This window comes from Chitinophaga sp., assembly GCF_035761305.1.
In the GTDB taxonomy this organism is placed as follows: domain Bacteria; phylum Bacteroidota; class Bacteroidia; order Chitinophagales; family Chitinophagaceae; genus Chitinophaga.
Window position 1 is genome coordinate 1 of sequence record NZ_DASTRI010000205.1, and the last position, 23,058, is coordinate 23,058.

The following is a 23,058-nucleotide window of genomic DNA, read 5'->3' on the forward strand; positions in this document are numbered from 1 at the left end:
TTCCTTCTTCAACGCCGAGCAGATTTATAAGCTGTTGAATGAAAACCGGATAAAAATTAAACATGAATCTTTTGGATATTACAAGGTAATAACGGCATCAACCGGGGAGCTTCAGAAGTTTGTAGAGAAGTATGCTGACAACAAAGAATTTTTTATGTCTCCAATAACTTTTAAGAAAAGCAGCTGACCTGGTGAGCCGGATAAAAAATATTTTTAAGCCGTTCATTCAAAACAGGATATTACAGCATATCCTGTTTTGGTGCTTATCTTATTACTACCTGCTGCATTTCTTCTCGCCGGAGGATCTTAAGAAGATAGACTACATTTACACAGCCGTTTTTCATGTTCCGTTACTGGCGGGTGTTTACGTGAACCTATATCTCCTTATTCCATGGTTGCTGCACAAAAAAAGATACGGGTTGTATGTGTTGCTTGCAATAGCGGTAGTGGCGTTAACAGCAGCCCTGAACCTGTTTATTTTTAACACTGCGGTTGATTATTTTTTCCCGGGCTACTTTTTTATATCCTATTACGAATTTTATGACCTGGTGCAGTTTTCTTTTGTTTATGTTGCGTTAACAACGTTGATCAAACTCTCCAGGGCCTGGTTCAAATTGCGGGAGTCGGAGAATTACCTGGTCAGAATACAGCAGGAGAAGAAAAACGCGGAATTGCTGTTTCTCAGAACGCAGATCAATCCCCATTTTCTGTTTAACAGCCTGAATAGTATTTATTCGTTATCGCTTAAAAATGACAGGCAAACACCCGCTGTTGTTTTAAAGCTTGCAGAAGTGATGCGGTATATGACCTACGAATCCGGTAACGACTTTGTACCACTGGAAAAAGAGATCAGCTATATCAGGAACTATATTGAGCTGCAGCAGCTAAGGGCGCCGGGTGATGCAGCGGTTTTGTTTGAGGTGAACGGGGCGCCTGCCGGGCATAAAATAGCGCCGTTTATTTTTATAGTATTTATTGAGAACGGCTTTAAGCATGGCATACAGGCAGGCATATCCGGCATGTTCATTCGCATCCGGATTGACATTACTGAAAAGGAGCTGCTGCTGACGGCAGAGAACAGCATAGGCGTGAAAGCGGAAGAAGGGTATGAAGGGTTCAGCGGCCTGGGTTTAAATAATGTTCGCCAAAGACTGGATTTGCTTTATCCCGGAAAACATCACCTGCTGGTAAAAGCCGGCCCGGAACGCTATCAGGTACAGCTGCGGCTGGTGCTGTAGCAGCCGTTAAATCATCCATACCTTATGTTTATGAAAATAAAATGCATTATTGTTGACGATGAGCCGCTGGCGCAGGGTGTAATTGAAACCTATATTCATGATTTTCCTGTAGTTGAGCTGGTGAGAAAATGCAATAACGCCATAGAGGCACTGGAAGTGCTTAAAAAGGAAGCCGTGCAGCTTATTTTCCTGGACATCAAAATGCCGCTGCTTTCCGGGATCAATATGCTGAAGTCATTGCCTGCCCCTCCCTGTGTTATTTTCACAACCGCCTATGCGCAGCATGCCCTGGAAGGTTTTGAGCTGAACGCGGTGGATTACCTGTTAAAACCCTTTTCTTTTGAAAGGTTTGTTCAGGCGGTTAATAAAGCCTGCCGCAAAATTGAAATGGAGGCCACGGCTGCCGGTCAGGCAAATAAAGAGCAGGATTTTATTGTGGTTAAAGCCGATAAAAAGCTGCATAAGCTGCATTTTGATGATATTGTTTACTTTAATTCCATTGGCGATTACCTGAAAATATTCATGAAGAACGGGAAGGTGATCATTAGCAACGAAACGCTGAAGAACATTGAAGCCAGCCTGCCGCCCCGCCTCTTTATAAGAATACATAAGTCCTATATTGTTGCAGTAAGGGCTATCCAGTATATAGAGGGAAACCAGGTGGTAACAGAAGATGCAGCGCTGCCCGTGGGAATGACCTATAAAGAACAGCTGATAAGCAGGTTCGGGCCACAGGTTTAATTTCCCTTTTTTATCAGTCCCTGAATTTTTTAGGAGATACACCCATCACCAGCTTAAAAGCCCTGGAAAAAATGTAGGGGTCTGCGTAGCCCATTTCACGGGCAATCTCTTTTACAGTAAGCCGTGTTTCCTTCAGCAGCTGGCTGGCTTTCTGCATGCGCAGGGAGGTAAACAGCTGGATGGGGGAGTACCGCGTTTTTTCCTTGAACAGGGCCGACAGGTAAGAGGCGGAGAGGCGCATTTCCTTCGACAGGTCTGCCAGCGTCAGGTGCTGGTCCAGCCGTTGCTTCATCAGTTGTATGCATTGTTCTATAATATTGTCGGCCCCTTTTTTCATGTAATTGAAAACAGTAAGCCGGAAAGTCCCCAGGAAGCTGTAGAAACGGAAGTTCGCATACAGCAGGTTTTCAATATTATTCATCAGGTCAAGATGGTGCAGTATATCGTCAAATTGCGCGTTGCGGCCTACCAGCGGCGGAGTGGTGCGCGGTTTCATGCCGTTGCCCAGGTAGGTGTAAATATCATCTGCCAGCCTGCCTGTAAACTGTACGGTATAGATGCGCCACGGCGCTTCGGGGTCGGGCCAGAAGCGGAAGCGTGTATTTTTAGGAATAACCAGGTACTGGCTGGGATGCACCTTGCTTTTTTTTCTGCCCGTTTCCAGCCATCCTTTGCCCTGCGCAGCATATATTAAAGTATATACCGGCGCGCCTTTGGGCTCGCTGATCTCTCTTGCAACATTTTCAGGATAAAATCCGATGGTTGTTATAAAGAGATTTTTTCCAAGCGGATGCCTTTCCAGTTTGCGTTTCAGGTGATCCGGTAAGATGCGGGTAATGGGAATGCTTGTAGACACATGGTTCATGGCACAGTAATTTAAGCCATTCTTTTCGTAATTGAAAACATTGTTTGGTCCGTAAAAATTGGCAACCTTCGCAAAAGACAGGAGTGTTTTCTGTTCTTTAGCCACGTATGAAAATTTGGGAACTATGCACCATTTGCCTTTAATTGATCTGGCTGTGATTGCCGTTTATCTGTTGGGAATGATCCTCATCGGGGTGCGGTTTTCACGGAAGAACAAAAGCGCGGCGCAGTTCACCACCGCCTCAGGAGCCATTCCCGGCTGGGCGCTGGGGCTTTCTTTATACGCTACTTTTTTAAGCAGCAACACTTTCCTGGGTGTTCCCGGAAAGGCTTTTGGCAGCAACTGGAACGCGTTTGTTTTCAGCTTGTCAATGCCGCTGGCGGCATTTATCGCAGCCAAATACTTTGTTCCGTTTTACCGCAGAAGCGGGGCGGTGAGCGCATATACGCACCTGGAGCACCGCTTTGGCCCCTGGGCCAGAACCTATGCCACCGTGTGTTTTATACTGATGCAGCTGGCGCGTATGGGCTCTATTTTTTTTGGCGCGGCGCTGGCCCTGCAGGCGCTCACCGGGCTGGATATGCGTACCATCATCTGGGTGGCGGGCGTATGTATTATTGTGTACACGGTGCTGGGCGGCATGGAAGCCGTGATATGGACAGAAGTGCTGCAGGGCATTGTTAAAACAACAGGCGCGCTGGTGATCCTGTACCTGGTAATTGCCGGTATGAATAACGGCGCGGCGGATATTTTCCGCATTGGCATGGCCGATGGAAAATTCTCGCCGGGCAGTTTCAGCCTCAGTGATTTTAGCCATTCTACTTTTTGGGTGGTGTTCCTGTACGGGTTCTTTATTAACCTGAATAATTTCGGAATGGACCAGAACTATGTGCAGCGGTACCATACCGCCAGGTCGGAGAAAGAAGCTTCCCGCAGCATATGGTTATGTGTATACTGGTATGTACCGGTGAGCATGGTGTTCTTTTTTATCGGCACTGCATTGTACGCCTATGCGCAGCAGCATCCCGAAGTATTGCTGGCGGTGAAGCAGCAGGCAGCAGCGGAGCGGCATGTGCCCATATCCATGTTGCAGCCGGCAGATTACGGTGATAAGGTGCTGCCCTGGTTTATGGTTGCCAAAGTGCCGTCGGGATTAATGGGCCTGATTGTTGCCGCCATTTTATCTGCCGCCATGAGCACTGTCAGCAGCGGTATGAACAGCACGGCTACGGTTTTCCTGAAAGATATTTACCAGCGGTATATTGATGCCGGCGTTACTCCGAAAAGGGAAATGAAGGTATTGTATGCCGCTTCTGCGCTGGCCGGCGTGCTGGCCATAGGCGTGGGCATATCCATGATAGGCGTGGGCAGCATCCTGGATATATGGTGGGACCTGTCCGGCATCTTTGCCGGCGGCATGCTGGGATTGTTCCTGCTGGGCATGGTGTCCGGCATCAAAAATGCCGCGGCGGTAACCGCCACCATTATCGGCATCCTGGTTATCATCTGGATGTCTTTGTCAAAGTACCTGCCTGCCGGCTGGGTGCACCTGCGCAGCCATTTACATGCGCACATGGTCATAGTGGTAGGCACCTTGTCTATATTCCTGGCAGGCATGCTGCTGGCGCAAGTACAACGTTTTAAAACTTCCCGATTATAAAAACCGTTTCTTATGCAAAAGAAATTTGTACCGGTGATGATCACCCCCTTTAACCTGAAAGCAAAGATCGATCTGGATATGGTGGAGCAGTTGATCGACTTTTACCTGGCTGCCGGTGTAAAAGGTTTCTTTGCCAATTGTTTGTCATCCGAGATGTACAGCATTAGTGAAGATGAGCGGCTGGAGCTTACCCGGCATGTGGTCCGCTATGTAAATGGCCGCGTACCTGTGGTGGCTACCGGTTCTTTCGGCCTTACCATAAAAGATAAAGCGCTGTTTACGCAAAAGATCTATGATACCGGTGTAAACTCTGTGATCATGATCACCGGTCATTTTGCCAATATAGATGAACCGGACAACATACTGCTGCAGCGCTTTGAGGAGCTGTTTTCCCTGACCGGCAACATTCCGCTTGGATTGTACGAATGCCCGGCGCCCTACAAACGGGTTATTACGCCGGAGATACTGAAAACATTGCTGGCTACCAACCGGCTCATCTACCATAAAGACACCTCCTGCAATGTGGAGCAGGTGCAGGCTAAGCTGGCAGTTACCGCAGGCAGCCGGCTGGAGTTCTACGACGCGCATACGCCCAATGCAGTAGCTTCCATGCAAATGGGCGCAGCAGGCATGTCGTCTATTTCCGGGAATTTTTATCCCGAAATACTGGTATGGCTATGCAATCATGTGAATGATGAAAGCCGGCAGGAGGATGTGCGCTGGATACAATCCGAGCTGCAAAGGGTTGATCCGCTGATCCATATTGCGTACCCGCTGAGCGCAAAGTATTTCCTGCAGCTGCGCGGTATTCCCGTACGCACCATCAGCCGCGCGCACGCGCTGGAGCTTACGCCTGAGCAGAAACAAACCTTGCAGCAGATACACCGCGATTTTGAAAGATGGTGCGGGCGTTTGCAGGTACAGCCAGCGGTAACCGCCCCTCTGCAATCACATTAATATGCTTACTACACACCGGGCGCCGGCTGTATACATTGCCGGAGCTGTTCCCGCAGTGATGCGGTTGGCGCCTGGTTCCCCGCGAAATCAATCATTGCCCCAATCCTTCCTGGTACCCCGTGAGGTCGAAACCAGCCCTGCATAAAGTCATTATTACCCCCTTATACAATGCTTCATTGCCAATAGCTTTGCATTTGTAACCCAATCATTTAACCTAATACTTAATCAAATGGAACAATCAACATCCAGGAAAGTAATATTATCCATGCAAATGACCTTTGATGGTTTTGTAGCAGGACCGAACAATGAAATGGACTGGCTGATCAACGGTGATGAAGAATGGGCGCTGATTTTTGAAGACCTGCAGTCCGTAGATACCATGCTGGTGGGGGGTAATATGTACCCCGAATATTTCAGCTTCTGGCAATCGATGCTCGACGACAAATCAGCGCCGGTTAACCTGGCTAAATACGCGGAACTGGCCAGCCGTACGCCTCATATCATATTTTCAAAAACACTGCAAAAGGCAGACTGGCCGAATATACGCATTGCCAGGGATGTATCGTCGGAGATTGCATCGTTAAAACAGCAGGCCGGAAAGGATATTATAGTTTGGGGCGGCGCTACCTTTGCAGGCGACCTGATTAACAAAGGGCTTATTGATGAATACCGGATTACCCTCAACCCCACTATATTGGGCGGCGGTAAGGCGTTGTTCAAAGATGTTAAAAACAGGCGCCGGCTGCAGTTAATTGACGCCAGGCCATTGCCGTCAGGTATTATTGTGCTGCGCTACAAGGCTTGGAAATGAAGAAGGCGTCTTTAAGACGCCTTCCCTGAACTCAATTGAAACAGAACTAGATGGTTTGTCATAGGATTAATATGGTAGAATAAGGTATGTTCAATTATATTAGTTAGATGCAATGGCTGTTGAAAGGTTACAGAAAAATAATCTTTATTTTGTTTAAATATAATATTTTTCAGTATTGATAACAATATACAATACTTTTTGCCAACATGCAATAAATAATTCTTCCCCTCAACAGTATTCCTGAAGATATTGCCGTGTAACCCCACACGCTCTCCAAACACGTTGCCGTATTTATAGATTTAAACTATAAAAAAATAGAATTAATTGATTATGTCTATATCTGGCAATATCATAAATTTAATCTCTTGTAAAAACATCAGCTGCAGGCAAACATTCACTCAAACCATAAATTTCTAAAAATGGGAAAAGAATCAAACGACATCAGTAAATGCCCGTTTCATAATGGCAGTATGAAGCATGAAAACGTTGGCGGCCGTGGCACCAGGAACCGCGACTGGTGGCCCAACCAGCTAAGGCTAAACATACTGCGCCAGCACTCATCCAGGTCAAACCCCATGGGTGAAGATTTTAATTATGCCGAAGCTTTTAAAAGCCTCGACCTGGAAGCTGTGAAAAAAGACCTTCATGCATTGATGACTGACTCGCAGGAGTGGTGGCCGGCCGACTTCGGGCATTATGGACCGCTGTTCATCCGCATGGCCTGGCATAGCGCCGGCACCTACCGGGTGTGGGATGGCCGTGGCGGCGGCGGTTCGGGGCAGCAACGGTTTGCGCCCCTTAACAGCTGGCCGGATAACGTGAGCCTGGATAAAGCCCGCAGGCTCCTTTGGCCGGTTAAACAAAAATACGGCCGTAAAATTTCATGGGCCGATCTGCTGATCCTCGCGGGTAATGTAGCCCTGGAATCAATGGGCTTTAAAACATTTGGCTTTGCCGGCGGCCGCGCAGATGTATGGGAGCCGGATGAAGATGTATATTGGGGCGCTGAAACCACCTGGCTGGGCGGCGATCTGCGCTATGCGCAGGGTTCCCCCGGCGTGGTGGAGAACCACGGCGTGCTGGTGTCCGACGACGATGCAGACGGCGACATTCATTCGCGCAATCTCGAAAAGCCTCTTGCTGCCGTGCAAATGGGCCTGATATATGTGAACCCCGAAGGTCCCGACGGTAATCCCGACCCGATTGCAGCCGCTAAAGACATCCGTGATACTTTTGGCCGCATGGCAATGAACGATGAGGAAACCGTAGCCCTTATAGCAGGCGGACATAGTTTTGGTAAAACCCACGGCGCTGCGCCCGCTACCCATGTGGGTAAAGAGCCCGAAGCTGCCGACCTGGAGCTGCAGGGCCTGGGCTGGAGCAACAGCTATGGCTCCGGTAAAGGCGCCGACACTATTACAAGCGGGCTTGAAGTAATATGGACGAAAACGCCCACGCAATGGAGCAATAACTTCTTTGAAAACCTGTTTGGCTTTGAGTGGGAGCTTACCAAAAGCCCGGCCGGCGCACACCAGTGGGTGGCTAAGAATGCAGAAGGCTTTATCCCGGATGCGCATGATCCTTCAAAAAAGCATTTACCCACTATGCTTACCACCGACCTTTCTTTAAGGTTTGACCCGGTTTACGAAAAAATATCCCGCCGCTTCCTGGAAAATCCCGATGAATTTGCAGATGCTTTCGCCAGGGCGTGGTTTAAATTAACGCACCGCGATATGGGTCCCCGTTCGCGTTACCTGGGCCCCGATGTGCCGCAGGAAGTGCTGGTTTGGCAGGACCCTATCCCCGAAGTAGACCATGTGCTTATAGATGAAAATGACATTACCGCCCTCAAGGGAAAAATATTGGCATCCGGGTTAAGCGTACCTGAGCTGGTAGCTACCGCATGGGCTTCGGCTTCCACCTTCCGCGGTTCTGATAAACGCGGTGGCGCCAACGGCGCCCGCATCCGCCTGGCCCCTCAAAAATACTGGCGGGTAAATAATCCAACGCAGCTGCAAAAAGTACTCGACGTGCTGGAAAGCATTCAGCAGGAATTTAATGGCGCCCAGTCGGGCGGTAAAAAAGTTTCGCTGGCAGACCTGGTCGTGCTGGCAGGTTGCGCAGGTGTTGAAAAAGCAGCGAAAGATGCAGGGCATGCCATCACGGTTCCTTTTACACCGGGCCGTATGGATGCTTCACAGGAAGAAACCGATGTTGAGTCAATCGGTTACCTGGAACCGGTAGCAGACGGTTTCCGCAACTACCGCAGGTCAAAATCCGCCGTGTCTACCGAAGAGCTGCTCATAGATAAGGCGCAGCTGCTCACGCTTACACCGCCTGAGCTCACGGTGCTGGTAGGCGGTATGCGTGTGCTGAATACAAATTTTGATGGTTCTCAGGATGGCGTTTTCACATCGCGCCCCGGCCTGCTTACAAACGATTTCTTTGTAAACCTGCTGGATATGGGCACTGCATGGAAAGCCATATCTGCCGACAAAGAATTCTATGAAGGGAGCGACCGTGCCACCGGTAAAGTAAAATGGACTGCTACCCGCGCTGATCTTGTTTTTGGCGCTAACGCCGAACTAAGGGCTATTGCGGAAGTGTACGGAGGCGCAGATGCGCAGGATAAATTTGTGAAAGACTTTGTAGCGGCCTGGAACAAAGTGATGAATTTAGACAGGTTTGATTTAGTTTGAGTGTCAATTTTACGGGTATAAAAAGAGCCTCCGGAGACGGGGGCTTTTTTATGCGCGCACCCCAGCAGAGTGCGCTACAGTAAAGGGTTTGGTGAAATTAAAATATTTCAGGAACGCAACCTTTTCAGGGGGATATGCGTATGTATTCTGTACTGCCGGATTTTACGGCTTTATCGTTCCTGTTTACCCCATATTACCTGTAATCTCTCATAATGCATCCTATGCTGTTCAGATGAATGTGTTCCACCAATGAAAAATTATTAATCTGTCAGATTGTATCATACGAATGGATAGCTGGCCTTCTCAGTTGGTTTATGATTTTTTATTTGTTCATCATTTAAACCAGTAAAATGAAACCAATGTTATTCAAAAACCTGGCCCATCCCCAAATGGGCGCGCTATGGCTGTGCCTGTTGCTCAGCGCCGGTTGTAAGAAAATTGCGCAGCATTTTATTCCCAATGATTATGACCAGGTAAACCTGGTTGCAGATGTACCGGGCTTTGGCGCAGCGCACATCGATTCCAACCTGGTAAACGCCTGGGGTATTGCGGCGGCTCCAAGCGGTCCTATCTGGATCTCTGCCGCTGAAACAGGCGTTAGTCCTATTTACGACAAAACCGGCGCTACATTAAGGCCGCCGGTAGCTATTCCCACACCCACCGATTCAGTTGGCGGAGCGCCCACCGGTATTGTGTTCAACAATACTACAGATTTTGCGATCTGGAGTGGTAAGCAATCTACCCCAAGCCGGTTCATCTTCGCCACAGAAGACGGTACGCTGGCTGCCTGGGGCGGGGGAAATACCGCCACCATTGTTGCCGACAGGTCGGCATGGCATACCGTGTATAAAGGACTGGCCCTGGCGCAGGACGGGGGAAATAACTATTTGTATGCTACGGATTTCAGGGGTGGCAAGGTGGATGTTTTTGATAAAGACTTCAAGTATGTGACCGGCAAGCCTTTTCATGATCCCCACATCCCGCAGGGCTATGCGCCATTCAACATCAGGAGCATGGGCGGGTATTTGTATGTAACCTATGCCAAGCAGCAGTTGCCTGAGAAGGAAGATGATGAAGCCGGAGCGGGAAATGGATATGTAGATGTTTTCTGGCCCAATGGTATGCTGGTGAAACGCTTTGCATCCAGGGGTGCTTTGAACTCACCGTGGGGGATAGTAATGGCTGCGCCGGGCTTCTGCGCTACAAAAGATGTAATCCTGGTCGGGAACTTCGGAGACGGAAAGATCAATATGTACAGTACTGCCGGCAATTTCCTGGGACCGCTGAAAATGGGCTGGCAGCCCATTGTTATCCATGGATTATGGGCTTTGGAAAACAACGTGCCTATGGCCGATCCGGCATTGCTGTTCTTTACAGCGGGGCCGGACAGGGAAGAGCATGGACTGTTCGGGTACCTGAAAAACAATCAATGAGCTTTGAGGTAACAGCCAGCCCTGACGGAAAACGGGTCAGGGCTGCTTTTGTTTTTTTATAGCCGAACGGAACAACGGCAGTGAGCAGAGCGCGATTACAAATCCTGTAAAAAAGGCCACCGTGCCGCCCGAAGCAACAAGGCCCAGGATAGCGATACCGCCGCCCACTACTGCAATGGCCGACGCAATCACTTTCATTCCAAAAACATTCTGGGCCCTGGCGTCTGTGTCCTGGGCCGGCGAATGTGTAACATTGGCCGATAAAGCCTGCAGCAAATGCGGCGCCGCTTCTTTTTGGGCAACGATGTAATAAATTTCCCATAGCAGCAGCACCAGCACCGGTATGCCCACACCTAAAACCGTTTCCCACATGCGGTCCAGCTTATAGCCAATCAGCTCGTTGCCGAAAAGTTTTAAGGCCAGGCTAACCACCAGGGCGCATAAAGATGCGCTGATGACCGACGTAGCTGTTTGCCGCCGGGAATATAAGGTCCAGATAATGGGCGCAAACAATGCGCCGCCGGCTATAGAGGCGGTGCTTAGCACCATTTCAACAATACCCCCGATCATGGGCACCATCATGGCAATGGCAATAGTGATGGCTCCAAACAGCACGGTAAAAAAACGTGCGGCCCGCACAAGTGTTTTTTCCGTGGCGTGCCGGTTAAAGACCTTTTTATATACATCATGCGCAAACACAACCGCCATAATGTTAATGGTGGTATTGGCTTTGCTGGCGCTGGCAGAGATCATGCCCGATAAAACCAGCCCTATAAGCCCGGCAGGCAATACCTGCTGGCAAAGCATCATGTAAGCGCCTTCCGGCTGTAAGCCGGTAAGCGAAGGGTTAATAACCCGGTATAACATCGGGGGCAGCATCCATATAAAGGGGCTTACCAGGTACAGAAAGGTGAACAGCCATGCCACCTTTTTTGAATTGCGTTCGTTTGAAACGCTGGTGTACCGCTGCACGTAGGCCCAGTTGCCGCCGATGTACACGGTTTGATAAGCAAGGAACGCCAGGAAAAATCCAAAGGAATATTCTGCATTAAAAAAGTTGAAAAAGCCGTCCGGCGCTTTATTTACAAAGGAATGCATGCCGCCTGCTTCCCGTAAGGCCATTGGAATTACGATCATTACGGCTGCGGTAAGAATTACAAACTGCACAACATCCGTTACCAGCACCGCCCACAGGCCGCCGGCAGAAGTATATAAAATAATAATGCCGCCAATGATCAGGATGCAGGAGTTTAAAGAAAGGGGCGTGGCAACACTCACCATTTTACCAACAGGATAGAGCACAGAGGCCGTGGTAAAAAGGCTGTGCAGCATGATCAGGAAGGTGTAAAACTTTTGCGTGTTGGTTCCCAGCCTTTTTTCAATATACTCCGCCGCGGTAACAGCGCCGGTACGCTTCCATTTGGCGGCAATGAACAGGGCTACCAGCATGCCGCCGAATACCATGGTAAGCTGTATGCCGTTGGCGACAAAACCGCTTTTATAGGCAATAGAGCCCCAAACAACAAATGTACCGGCGGAAAAATAGCTGATGAATAAGGAAATACTATTGATCCACCATGGGGTAGCGCCGCCGGCTTCAAAAAAAGCAGATGAGTTTTTACTGCCCACGCGGGTGAACATCATGCCAATGCCCAGTATCAATAGGGCAAAAACGCCCATTACTATAAAATCCAGTTGCCCCATTCGAGTGATTTAGGTTGTAGTTTAATGTATCATCAGCACCTTTATGCCGTAGCCTTCCAGCGTAACATCCAGCTCATTGGCCGCGGGCAGCTGCCGGTTGGCGGCCAGGTCTGTTATTGCGTTGCCTGCAACAGGTATATTGGCTTTGTCCCGGTTCAGCTTAACATGCGCTTTTAAAGGCGCGCCGGTATCGTTCAGGAGTATTATAAACATGCTTTTGGCATCAGTGCCGCGTGCAAGAATATACTCCATGTTTGGATTGCTGCATTCCACAATGCCTTCGCCGTTAATAAGATGCGCTTCGTTGCCATAAACCTTGCCGGGTGAAAAGCCGTACGATTCATGCGGGCCAACCTTTGGCGTTACAAAGCCTCTTGGAAAAATAACCTGGTTGCCGGAACGCAGCTGTGCTTCGGAAAGCAGGTAATCCGTGATCCACCCGATCTGCCACCATGCATGATGCGGGTACGGACCTGCACCCTTGTTCATGGTAGTCCAGTAATAAGATGCAACGCTTGTTTCAGGATCAACAAATGCATCCCTGCCAATGGCGGCTGCTCTTGCCATTTCAATAAAAAGGCTGTCGCCGGTTAGCTGGAACATGCGTACAAACATCCCCGCATGGCTGCAAAGCATAATGGGGCCTGCGCCATTTGCTGAACCCAAAATACCGCCGTGCTCAAAGCTCAGGCCTGCCTGTGAAATCTGCCAGTCTTCGCGTGCAATGCCATTCACATGCTTGATCTTTTCAGAAGGCACCGGCTGGGTATAAATAGAGGTCAGGTACATCCGGGCGGTGCTGATAGCGGCATCCTGGTATTTTTTATCGTGCGTAAGATCGTATAAATCCAGTAAGGCCTGCGCCGACTGCGCGGTTGCAAAGTCGGGCGCATAACGTGCATCGCCGCACACGCCGATAAAGTGTCCCCGGTTTACCGCGTTTTGAATAAACCAGTCGGCGCCTTTTTTAGCCGCGGTTAAATATTTTCCGTCTTTAAGTATGCGGTAGGCCACCAGCAGCCCGTAGAACGTGGGCCGCAGGTCTTTGATGTCGGTAAAAAGCGGCTGCTGCGTATGCCTGTCATAGGCTACTTCCCAGCTGCCATCCGGCTTTTGCCATTTCATTAGCAGCGATGCGCCAAGCGCCAGTCTTTGCTTCAGCGTGTCATTGCCCGGCTCAAACAATAATATGTTACCTATGTCCAGCATTACATAATAGGTAAGGCTTATGGGCTCAACAAAGTCGCCCCATTCTTCAGTAAATGTTTTGCTTTTGGAAAGATAGTACTGCCCAATGGCCGCGCCCTGGAAAAAGCCGGGCGTTGTTTGCTGCTGTGCAAGCTTAAAATTCAATGCAAAGGGCAGCACGCTGTCTTTAAGGTATTTATCGTTGCTGGTGTTGGCAAGCATCCACATGGCGCCGTAATCGGCATTTTTTATGGCGTCATGATTGGAGCCCACCACGCCGCCCAGGTAGGATTGTCCCCCGATGGTAAGCCCTTTGTATTGTTCTATATTCCATAAAGAGGTTTTCCGGTCGTGCAGGTAGTGATGCATGTGCTCAACCCTGCTGGTGAGCGACTGGGTATTTTTCCGCAAGGCAAGCGCCTTTTTAAAATCATACACGTCGTTTACAGCATGGGTAAGCAAATGATACCATTCACCTTTGTTAAAGCTGTAGCGGAACCCATAGCTCACATTATCGCCCTGCTTTTTAAGCGACGCGGGCTCGCCCAGCACCGGGTAATAAACAGTGGGGGAAAGCTGGGAACGCCGGTTTTTGTGTGACAGGGCCAGGCGCCAGTTTTGATGCGTGTTATGATCGTTTTCCCAGGGGTCCCTGCCAAGCCCTGGATCAGGTATTACGGCAAAGGATATATTTTCTTTTGTGGTAATGATGGGGCAGAAGGAGCTGGCGCAACGCTCGCGGTACAGTACCGGCATTTCCGGCACGCCCTGGCCGTATGCATAGCCAAGCACCATGTTTTTCTGCATCTCTTTTCCCTGGAAATAGCCGGGCATCACCGCCCATGCCATATCCTGGGCATTAACTGTTACTGCGGAAGGGCTTGAAAGGGAGTAATAACCGTCTTTTTTACACTGCATTTGCATATGCACAATAACATCGCCGTCATACTGCCCGTCCAGCTGCCAGGTGGCTGTAATGGTGGCCAGCGGTGATGTGTAGGTAAAAACAACTTCCGTTGGCGATACCTGTTTTGCGCCGGAAGGGTAAAAATGAAAAGCTTCGCCGGCGGTATTTAATGCAACCGGTGAGGTGGCCTGCTTCCAGGCTTTGATCTGGTATTTGTAAGCCGTATCAGGCCAGGCTTTGCCGTTAATGGCCTTAAAAGTAATGCCGGCGTTGCCGGCAGGTTTTTCAGCCGTGTACAGCAAAGTGTATTCGCCGGAAGGATGCGCTACCGGTTGCCATTGCCCATTGATAAAGAAACGGAGGCTGTTTATTTTCCATCCTTCCTTTGTTTGCTGCCATTGTATGCGCAGCTGCCTGTTGCCAAGCGATATGGTTTGTGCCTTTATTGCCAAAGACAAAAGCATTTGAATACTTAAAGTAAGCAAACAGATCTTCTTCATAATTTCTTCATTAATGGCGCCTTATTCAAAGCAACGTATTTCAAAAATAGCAGCCGGTGTGCTGGCAGAAGGATGTTCTGCTTTAATGGTAAGACTAGACGTAATAATAGTGTCGGGGAAACCGATCTCGTTCCGGGTCTGGTAATTCCCCTTTTTTTCATACACCTTTTTACCGCTTTCGTCGAAGATGGCGTAATTACGTATGCAGAACGGCATAACATTTTCCGGGTGCGACATGAGCACGGACTCCATCGGGTGATCAAAATCTGTATCAAAGGATAAGATAAGCTTTTTAATATGCTTTGGCGCTTTCCACGTGAGCGTAAGGGTGGGGGCAGGGTCGTTCAACGCCGCTACCCATGCATTGGGCTGCGTGGTAGGCCGTGCAATGCCGTTGCTGATATTGGCAGGCGCAAATGCCTGCAGGGGACTGTCGAGCTGCAGGGCAATGTTTTGCCCGGCCGGCCTTCGCTGGGCGCACCAGAACTCAAAGCTGTCTATGCCAATGCCGTCAGGCGCCTGCTGTTTGCCATAGTTAGATACAGCCGGGTTAGTGGTATTAAAAACAGACAGGATGCCGGTGATCCTTTTACCGGACCTGCTGATCTTTACCAGCGGGTTTTTGTGAAGCATCACAAAGACATACTGTGTTTGATTAATAACCGCATCGGACAGCAGCTGCACGCAATTTTTGCCGGGTTGAAGGGCAAATTCAAAAGCAGCAACAGCAGTATCGGGCGTATAGCTGCCGGTGCGTGAGCAGGTTCTTATTTCAGCATGAAGGGTGGTGGGCACATCGCTGTAAGCATGCAGGCGTATGCCCGGGAGCTTTCCTGCTTTAACCGGGATCATTTGCGCTACGGCAATATCCAGCGGCAGCGGCGCACTGTCTTCTTCCAGCCCCGAAAACAGCAACTCGCTGCTGGCGGTAATGGCTGCCTGCTGTACAAGGTCGTCTTCATCTTTTAGCTGCACCCCGGGTATATGCTGCCCGCTGCGCAGCAGCAGCTGCTGCAGCCGGGGTATTGCGCCGTTGTTGTAAAGCGATGCGGGGCTGCATTTAAGTGTTGCGCAAAGCACCGCGGCCATTGCCGATGCCTGCGAAACATATGCGCTGGTAGCCATTACGCGGGATGAGCCGAACGCCACATGCGATGCGCTGATAATGCGCCCTGCCAGCAGCAGGTTATCGATGTTTTTGGAATACAGGCAGCGGAAAGGTATCTGGTAAATACCCTTGCTGTGCCACTGCGTACATCCCGGCCCCGAGGCATAAATGCCATCTGAAGGGTGCAGGTCAAGGCTCCAGCCGCCAAATGCCACCGCATCATCGTGCGTGCGCTGCTCTATTACATCCTGCTGTTTTAAAATATAGTCGCCTTCAAACCGCCGGCTCTCCCTTTTGCCGGGGATCATGCCTACCCATTCAAGGGTTAAGGTTTCGGCTTCGGGAAAATTGCCTGAGTTCTTGATGTAGTCCCATACGCCATATACTATTTTCCACAGCTCCCATTTTATTTTCTCCGTGTCATGCACGGTGTCCATGCGGCCGCCGTATTCAATCCACCAGAGCTTGCAGCCATATTCCTGCGAGTTAAAGCTCCGGAATTTCGGTATCTGCGTAATATCGGTAAGCGCAAAAGACGGCGGAACAAAGCGTACAGGCTTGCCCGTGTCTTTTGAGTAAAAGTAAAGGGAATGGCCCAGCAGCTCGCCATAGGCCTTTGTGGGCGCAAACAGCTCGTTGAACTCTTCCATGCTTTCTGCGCCCATCCTGAACGCCGCGCCGGCCAGGAAGCCTACAACGCCATCGCCGGAGGCGTCACAAAACAGCGGCGCCTTTAACTCGTATTCGGTCTGGTTCTGGCTGCAGTAGGCTTTTAAAGAGGAGATAGTGCTGCTATCCTGCTTCTCCACTTGATAAACCACGGTGTTCAACAACAGCGTTATATTGGGTTCAGCCGCTACTTTGTCGAGCAATATTGCATCCAGTATTACCGGGTTGCCTTCGGGGTTCCGGTACATGTTTTCTACCAGTATCTCGTCTACTACGCCGCCTTCTCTTGCCCACCGGTTGTTATTGCCCATGTGGGAGGTAGCGCCTAATATCCATAAACGTATTTCACTGCTTGCATTGCCACCCAGCACGCTCCTGTCCTGCACAAGCACCACCTTTAATCCATGCCGCGCGGCGGTAATGGAGCTGCATACGCCCGACAGGCCGCCGCCTGTGACAATTAAACCGGCTTCCAGTTTTACAAGCGGAAAAGAACGTTTTTCTGTACTTTCTGATCTTATCATGGCTATTTAAGGGTTTTTTGGATGATGGTAAAACCGCCGGGTTTTATCAGCGCAATATCCGCTGCACCGCCTGCCAGGGCAATATTCAGCTGCATGCTTTCCCCGGGGTGCAGTGTTTTTACAGGTATATAGGCGCCGTTACATTTTAACCGGTAACCTTTCAGCGTATAAGATGGAAAATCTTTTCTTGCAGTAATACGGATGGTGGCCTGGCCTGCATCTTTACTAACCAGCTCAATGGTTGCAGGCGCAAATTCTTCCTGCCATGCCGTGTACATGCCCCTGGGCGTTCTATCGGGCGCTACCAGGCCCCAGGGCCGGTACCCGTTTGCATTGGTGCCGGGGAAGCGGCTGAAATAATCATTGAAGGTCCATACAGAAGCGCCGATTAAATAGTCGCTGCACTGCCTGAAGTCCTGCATTGCCTTTTTGAGATATGCAACGCGGTCCTCCTCCGATTTAACGGCATCTGTTCTTATGCCAAATTCGCTCACGTAAATGGGTTTTGAAGGATAAAGCGCATGTATGTGCTGCAGCAGCTTTAAGTGATTCCCGTAAATGTTCGCGCTCACAAAGTCAACGTACTGGGAGGCTTCATCTTCCGGCTTTTTGATCATATCGCGTCCTACCATCATGCTTGCAAAGGTGATGAGGCGCGAGTCGTCCAGCGATTTTACAAAGCTGCTCATGTCGCGCACCCAGGCTTTGCCTTCTTCCGTTTGTGATTGAAATTCGTTGCCTACGCTGTAAGCGATCACGCAGGGATGGTTCCAGTCGCGCTCCATCATTTCACGCATTTGCGACCGGAATTTGCGGCGCATCATGGTATCACTCATTTGTTTCGGGGTCATTTGCCAGTTGCCCGCTTCTTCAATAATCAGCAGGCCGTGCCGGTCGGCCCAGTCAAGCAGGGTTTCGGTCACGGGGTAGTGATTGATGCGGGAAAGCTCCATGCCGCCGCTCTTGATCAGCGGCAGGTCTTTTTCCAGTACTTCCTCCGGGTCCATGGAGCCATAGCCGGGATAGTCCAGCGGCCGGTTGCAGCCGCCCATTTTTATGGGCTCGCCGTTCAGCAAAAGCTGGGTGCCCCGTACTTCAACTTTCCGTATGCCAAACGTGGTTTCAATGGTATCGCTGCCGGACATGATGGCCGCGGTGTACAGGGCAGGCGCATCAGGGCTCCATAACGTTACTTCAGCTGCCGGCAATGTGCCGGTAAGCTCAACGGGAACAACGCTGCCCGGCTCCACCTTCACCTTCTGCGGTTTAAAGCGGATGCTGCTTTTTGCGCCATTGCGGTAAATGCCCGCATTAACGGCTGGTGTAACGGCAGTTGTGCCATTGTTCCTGATAAATGCCTTTATCCTGATCTCGGCATTGCCTTTTGCCAGGTCGGGTATGGCAACAATTTTACTGTTGCTGATGTATGCCGCGGGCCTGGTAATAAGGTGCACGGGCCTGGTAATACCGCCGTAGTTGATCCACGGGTACACCTGGCGCTGCGCGGCCGAAGAATAGGGAACATTCGTTTTAGCGCCCGGTATGGTGGTGGTGTCCCAGGAGTTGTTGACCTCCACGGCAAGCGTGTTCCTGGTTTTAAGTAAGGCGGTGATGTCAAACTCAAACGGCGTGTAGCCGCCTTCGTGCGTACCTACCAGTGTGCCGTTCAGCCATATTTTGGATTTGTAGAAAACAGCATCAAATTTCAGGAACACATGGTCGTTGCCAGGCGCAGCTGCCTCAAACTGCTTGAAATACCAGGCAGTACCGGTGTAAAAAAAGTACCGGGGATCTGTAGAAAAACAATGCGGCACGGTTACTTTGTCTATCCGGTCTGACGGGAATGAAGGGGCCTGCCAGTTTTCTTTTTCTCCTACCTTTACCGGGTCAGCAGCAAATGTCCATTCACTGTTTAAGCTGTTATCAACGCGGCGTTGCCCGAAGAGCAGGCACGGAATGCCAAATAACAAACAAAATAGTGTTCCTTTCATGTTTACTTTTTTTCTTTAAGCGCAACCTGTTTTGCAACGGCTGATCCTATGTTGTTCAATGCTGTTTGGTTATAATGTATTTCGTCTTTCATCCATCCTTTGCCTTCGAAAGTGTTTGTTGGCGCGTACACGATAAAAACATGCCTCATTTTTCCCGCAACATTTTCCTGTGCTTTGCGTATGGCATCAAAACCTTTAACAGGATGGCCCGTGTAATAGCCGGTTTGTATAATATAAAAATTCACCTGGTTCCCGAGCGCCTTCCTGAATTTATTGATCAGCAATACCAGCTGCTGCTCATATTCTTCAGGGGTAAGCTGTTGTGCGTTTACCGCATTGGCATCCCGTTCTCCCTGGCTCCACAGGATGCCCGCAACCGGCAATCCTGTTTTGCAGGCAGCGGCTTTGGCCTTTATAACCGCGCTGTCAAACAAAGGCAGCTGGCCCCGGTTATCCCAGGTGCCGCAGTTTTTTAATTCGGCTTTATAGTGGCATGAGCTGCCGCCTCTTGCTGCCTGCACAATAATAACGTTGCTGCCGGTAAGGTTGTGGTAGGCTTTTGCAAAGGCCGGCCACGCGCTGCCGGTGTTTGCTTTTTCAAAATGAAGCTCATGCTGCCCTACAGGGTCTTTTAACGCAAGCAGCGCATTTCCTGTAAAGCTGTATTCAAAGGCGGTTCCGGCAGCGCAGTGCACAGCGGCGGCGCTATCTCCCTGGCCAACGGCATTGCTTTGGCCTGCCACCAGGAACAGCCTTTTGGTTTGCGCCATCGTATTTTGTAAAGCGAGCAAACAAATAACGGATATAATCAATTTCATCTGTTAACGTTTCATTTTTCCAGCGGTTATTTCCAGTCAGGGTTTTGTTCCAGCTTCGGATTCGCATTAATCTCATCCAGCGGGATGGGGAAGTAGCGGTTCTTCGGCTGTGGCATGCGAACCGGGAATACATCATTTACCGCTTTGGGAATTACCTGCATAAAGGTATTGGTGCGGGTAAGGTCGTACCAGCGGTCGCCTTCCCCGAAAAGTTCCCAGCTGCGCTCCTGCAATACCGAGTCAACAAACTGCGCTTTGCCAAGTCCGGCTGTTAAACCGGGAAGGCCGGCCCTGTTCCTTACCGCGTTGATGTAATCATAGGATTCAGTGGACGGGCCGTTTTGCCGTGCCGAAGCTTCCGCTGCAATCAGGTAAACATCTGCCAGGCGCAGGATAGGTATGTTAGTGGCCCCGCTTCCGCCAACGGAGTTGGGGTCCATATATTTCTTTACCAACACGCCCTTTGGTGTAATGGGCGTAATATCTTTCTGGTGCACTACCTGCCCCTGCTTGTTAATGTAAAAGGTGTCCAGCAGCAGCCGCCTGCGGTCCGCGGGGTTAAATGAGTCATAGAATGACTGGTAGGCAAATGCGGAGCCAAACGAAGTAGCCGCGTATTGCGGCCCGTCGCTGTTTTTGGGTCCGTATAAGCTGATGATCTGCGTGGAAAAGCCGGGAGAGGTGCTTTCACATTCAAAGGCCCACATGTTTTCCTGCCGTGCAGCATCTTCCCTGGCAACATTATAAACATCCAGCACGTCGGGCATCAGGCTGTATTTTCCTGAGCTAAGCACCTGCTTTGCCATGTTCAGCGCGGTGGTCCAGTCCTCTGCATACAATGCTGTTTTTGCATACAGCGCCATGGCTACTTCTTTTGAGGGCCTGCCTTTCTGGATATTAGCGGAATAGGAGGGCAGTTTGGCAACGGCCTGGTCCAGGTCCTGGTAAATCTGCTTAAACACATCGGCCTGCATTGTTTTGCCAATGATGGCGGTATCAAGGCTGGTGCTGGGCGTTGTTTTTACTACTATGTCCCGGAAGTTTTTTGTAAGCGTCCATAAATAAAAGGCGCGCATGTAATATGCCTCCCCGAGAATAACGGTTCGCCTGGCGGTGTCCATATTTGTCTGGGGTACGCGCAGCAGCACCCAGTTTGCTTTTTCAATACCGGAATAAGCGTATTGCCATATCTGCTGGGGAGATTCCATCTGCCTGTTGAAGCTCTTTTGCGTGGTGTAGTTAGGATCGTAGCTGAATAAGGTGTAAGTATCTCTGCCAACCACGGGGCGCGGGTAGATCTGGTCTGCGCTAAAGTCCGATGCGCCGGTGCCGGCAGTATTGTATATATTCACCATAGGCCCGTAAACAGCTGTTAATGCTGCTTCCGCGTCAGATGCCGTTTGGTAGAAGTTGTCGGTAAAAATGGAAGAGTAAGGTTCTTCATCCAGCTTGTTGCAGGACATATTAACCAGCAGGAGGCATAAACCGCCGAGCAGATATTGTATATTTTTCTTTGCTTTCATATTGATCATTTTTTAGAGTCCAACCTGTAAGCCAACGAGGAAAGACCTTGCCATGGGATATACGAGGTTATCAACTCCAATCATGGTATTGGAGCCGCCAAAGGAATTTACTTCCGGATCGTAGCCGGTGTAGTTGGTGATGGTGAAAAGATTGTTGCTGCTGATATAAAGCCGGGCGTTTGTGATATATTTTATAGCGGGAAGCCGGTAGCCCAGGGTGATATTCTTCATACGGATGTACGAACCATCTTCCACGAAGCGGTCTGACACCGCGAGCCGACCGCCCTGGAAGCCGCTGGCGTATTCATTGTTGGGGTTTGTAGGCGACCACCTGTTGGCCATGCCCGCAACAACGTTTCTCCCACCCAGGCCGTTTTCAAAAGTATAGCGGCTCAGGTTAAACACCTTATTGCCCTGCACACCCGAAACAAAGAACGAAAGGTCAAAATGGCCGTAGCTGAAGTTGGAGGAAAGCCCGAAAATATAAGAGGGGTTTGCATTGCCCGTGATAGTTTGATCATCCCCGGTGATCTGCCCGTCTTTATCCAGGTCGGCCACCTTTACGCCGCCTGTTCTGCTGCCGCTGCCGGGCAGCACGGTTTCACCGGTTTGATAAATGCCGTTAAATACATACGTTTTGAAGATGCCCAGCGGCTGCCCCACCCGGAGCACGCTGTACGGGTTCAGCACATATTCATTTACACCGCCTTCCAGGCTTAAAAGCTCGTTGCGGTTCACGGAAACATTGGCGTTGATGTTCCATTTGAATTTGCCTGTAAACAGCCTGGCGTCAGCGGCAATTTCCACGCCCTTGTTCCGGATGCTGGCAAAGTTGCCTGTTATGGAAGCATAGCCCGAAGAAAGCGGCAGGTTCTTCACAAACAGCAGGTCCTTTGTTTTCTTGTTATAGTAATCCACCACAATATTCAGCCTGTCGTGGAGCACCCCAATGTCAAGACCGATATTGGCCTGGGTAGATTTCTCCCAGCGCAGGTCTGCATTGGGAATACCTGTTGGACTGATACCCACGGTGTAGATGTGGTTGAACTGGTAGTTGCTGCCGGAGTTTTCAAGCGCCAGCGACTGGTACGGCGCAATGGCCCCTGCGTTCCCTGTTTGGCCATAGCTGGCCCTTAATTTCAGATCACTGAATACCCTGCTGTTTTTCAGGAAGGGCTCTTCAATGATCCGCCAGGCGCCGGCTATAGCCGGGAAGAAACCCCATTTATGGTTTTCGCCGAACTTGGAGGCGCCGTCATAACGGGCGGTGATGTCAAGGAAATATTTATTTGCATAGCCATAGTTAATACGGCCCATGTACGAGTTAAGCGCTTCTTTGGTGCGGTTGCTGCTCACGGTCCTGTTCACCGCCAGTTGCACTGCTTCATTGGTGGTGGCATCATTCGGGAAGCCGTTGGCGTTAATAACGTTGTTGTTATATAAGTTACTTTGAATGGCATACACGCCCGTGAACTTGAGCGAATGATTGCCAAAATCATGGTTGTAGGTAAGTATGCTTTCATGCAGCCATGAAGTAGTGTTTACATTGCCTTTGGACGCGGTGCCGGAGTTGGCGTTCACTTCCGCCTTGCCCAGGATGTAGATGGGAGAATAGTAATCATTCAGCGTGTTGCTTACATCCGCGTTAAAAGACGCACGGTAGCTTAAACCGTTAATGATCTTAGCTTCGGCATATACATTGGCGAGCGTACGCTTAATGGT

Annotated in this window: 16 protein-coding genes; 8 read left to right on the forward strand and 8 right to left on the reverse strand. The window is 50.0% G+C overall.

Going from position 1 to position 23,058, the window contains the following annotated elements; translation table 11 throughout:
- The 3 genes from VFS25_RS17195 to VFS25_RS17205 all read left to right on the forward strand — a co-directional run.
- A partial coding sequence (locus tag VFS25_RS17195) for a hypothetical protein (protein ID WP_326463400.1) occupies positions 1–187 on the forward strand: 187 nt, incomplete at its 5' end.
- Between the two features lie 238 nt (positions 188–425).
- Positions 426–1,238, forward strand: coding sequence for a sensor histidine kinase (locus VFS25_RS17200; protein WP_326463401.1), 813 nt, complete (start codon positions 426–428; stop codon positions 1,236–1,238).
- 30 nt (positions 1,239–1,268) lie between these two features.
- Positions 1,269–1,979 (forward strand): LytTR family DNA-binding domain-containing protein, encoded by a 711-nt coding sequence (locus tag VFS25_RS17205; RefSeq protein WP_326463402.1) that lies wholly within the window; start codon positions 1,269–1,271, stop codon positions 1,977–1,979.
- Between the two features lie 13 nt (positions 1,980–1,992).
- Here the strand turns inward: VFS25_RS17205 and VFS25_RS17210 are convergent, their stop codons facing one another.
- Entirely contained in the window at positions 1,993–2,844 is an 852-nt protein-coding gene (locus VFS25_RS17210; RefSeq protein WP_326463403.1) for an AraC family transcriptional regulator, read from the reverse strand.
- Between the two features lie 178 nt (positions 2,845–3,022).
- On the opposite strand from VFS25_RS17210, the gene VFS25_RS17215 reads away from it, so the two are divergent.
- The 5 genes from VFS25_RS17215 to VFS25_RS17235 all read left to right on the forward strand — a co-directional run bounded on the left by VFS25_RS17215 (position 3,023) and on the right by VFS25_RS17235 (position 10,404).
- Positions 3,023–4,504, forward strand: coding sequence for a sodium:solute symporter (locus tag VFS25_RS17215; protein ID WP_326463404.1), 1,482 nt, complete (start codon positions 3,023–3,025; stop codon positions 4,502–4,504).
- Between the two features lie 12 nt (positions 4,505–4,516).
- Positions 4,517–5,461, forward strand: coding sequence for a dihydrodipicolinate synthase family protein (locus VFS25_RS17220; RefSeq protein WP_326463405.1), 945 nt, complete (start codon positions 4,517–4,519; stop codon positions 5,459–5,461).
- A gap of 229 nt (positions 5,462–5,690) precedes the next feature.
- Positions 5,691–6,272: a dihydrofolate reductase family protein gene (locus VFS25_RS17225; RefSeq protein ID WP_326463406.1), complete on the forward strand. Its 582-nt coding sequence runs from the start codon at positions 5,691–5,693 to the stop codon at positions 6,270–6,272.
- A 419-nt stretch (positions 6,273–6,691) separates the two neighbouring features.
- Positions 6,692–8,971: a catalase/peroxidase HPI gene (gene katG / locus VFS25_RS17230; protein ID WP_326463407.1), complete on the forward strand. Its 2,280-nt coding sequence runs from the start codon at positions 6,692–6,694 to the stop codon at positions 8,969–8,971.
- A gap of 350 nt (positions 8,972–9,321) precedes the next feature.
- The gene (locus tag VFS25_RS17235; RefSeq protein ID WP_326463408.1) at positions 9,322–10,404 is read left to right on the forward strand and encodes a TIGR03118 family protein; all 1,083 of its coding nucleotides are present in this window, start codon (positions 9,322–9,324) and stop codon (positions 10,402–10,404) included.
- A gap of 36 nt (positions 10,405–10,440) precedes the next feature.
- Here VFS25_RS17235 and VFS25_RS17240 read toward each other — a convergent pair whose 3' ends face one another.
- From VFS25_RS17240 to VFS25_RS17270, 7 genes are all read right to left on the reverse strand, one after another.
- Positions 10,441–12,108 carry a sodium:solute symporter family protein gene (locus VFS25_RS17240; RefSeq protein WP_326463409.1) on the reverse strand — a complete coding sequence of 556 codons (1,668 nt, stop codon included), beginning with the start codon at positions 12,106–12,108 and terminating at the stop codon, positions 10,441–10,443.
- A gap of 21 nt (positions 12,109–12,129) precedes the next feature.
- Positions 12,130–14,655: a glycerophosphoryl diester phosphodiesterase gene (locus tag VFS25_RS17245; protein WP_326463410.1), complete on the reverse strand. Its 2,526-nt coding sequence runs from the start codon at positions 14,653–14,655 to the stop codon at positions 12,130–12,132.
- 69 nt (positions 14,656–14,724) lie between these two features.
- Positions 14,725–17,004 carry an FAD-dependent oxidoreductase gene (locus VFS25_RS17250; RefSeq protein WP_326463411.1) on the reverse strand — a complete coding sequence of 760 codons (2,280 nt, stop codon included), beginning with the start codon at positions 17,002–17,004 and terminating at the stop codon, positions 14,725–14,727.
- 2 nt (positions 17,005–17,006) lie between these two features.
- Positions 17,007–18,995, reverse strand: coding sequence for a glycoside hydrolase family 2 protein (locus tag VFS25_RS17255; protein WP_326463412.1), 1,989 nt, complete (start codon positions 18,993–18,995; stop codon positions 17,007–17,009).
- A gap of 2 nt (positions 18,996–18,997) precedes the next feature.
- Complete coding sequence (locus VFS25_RS17260) at positions 18,998–19,813, reverse strand: sialate O-acetylesterase (protein ID WP_326463413.1); 816 nt, start codon at positions 19,811–19,813, stop codon at positions 18,998–19,000.
- Positions 19,814–19,839: 26 nt separating this feature from the next.
- The gene (locus VFS25_RS17265) at positions 19,840–21,336 is read right to left on the reverse strand and encodes a RagB/SusD family nutrient uptake outer membrane protein (RefSeq protein ID WP_326463414.1); all 1,497 of its coding nucleotides are present in this window, start codon (positions 21,334–21,336) and stop codon (positions 19,840–19,842) included.
- A 12-nt stretch (positions 21,337–21,348) separates the two neighbouring features.
- The coding region (locus tag VFS25_RS17270; RefSeq protein WP_326463415.1) for a SusC/RagA family TonB-linked outer membrane protein at positions 21,349–23,058 on the reverse strand (1,710 nt) is incomplete at its 5' end.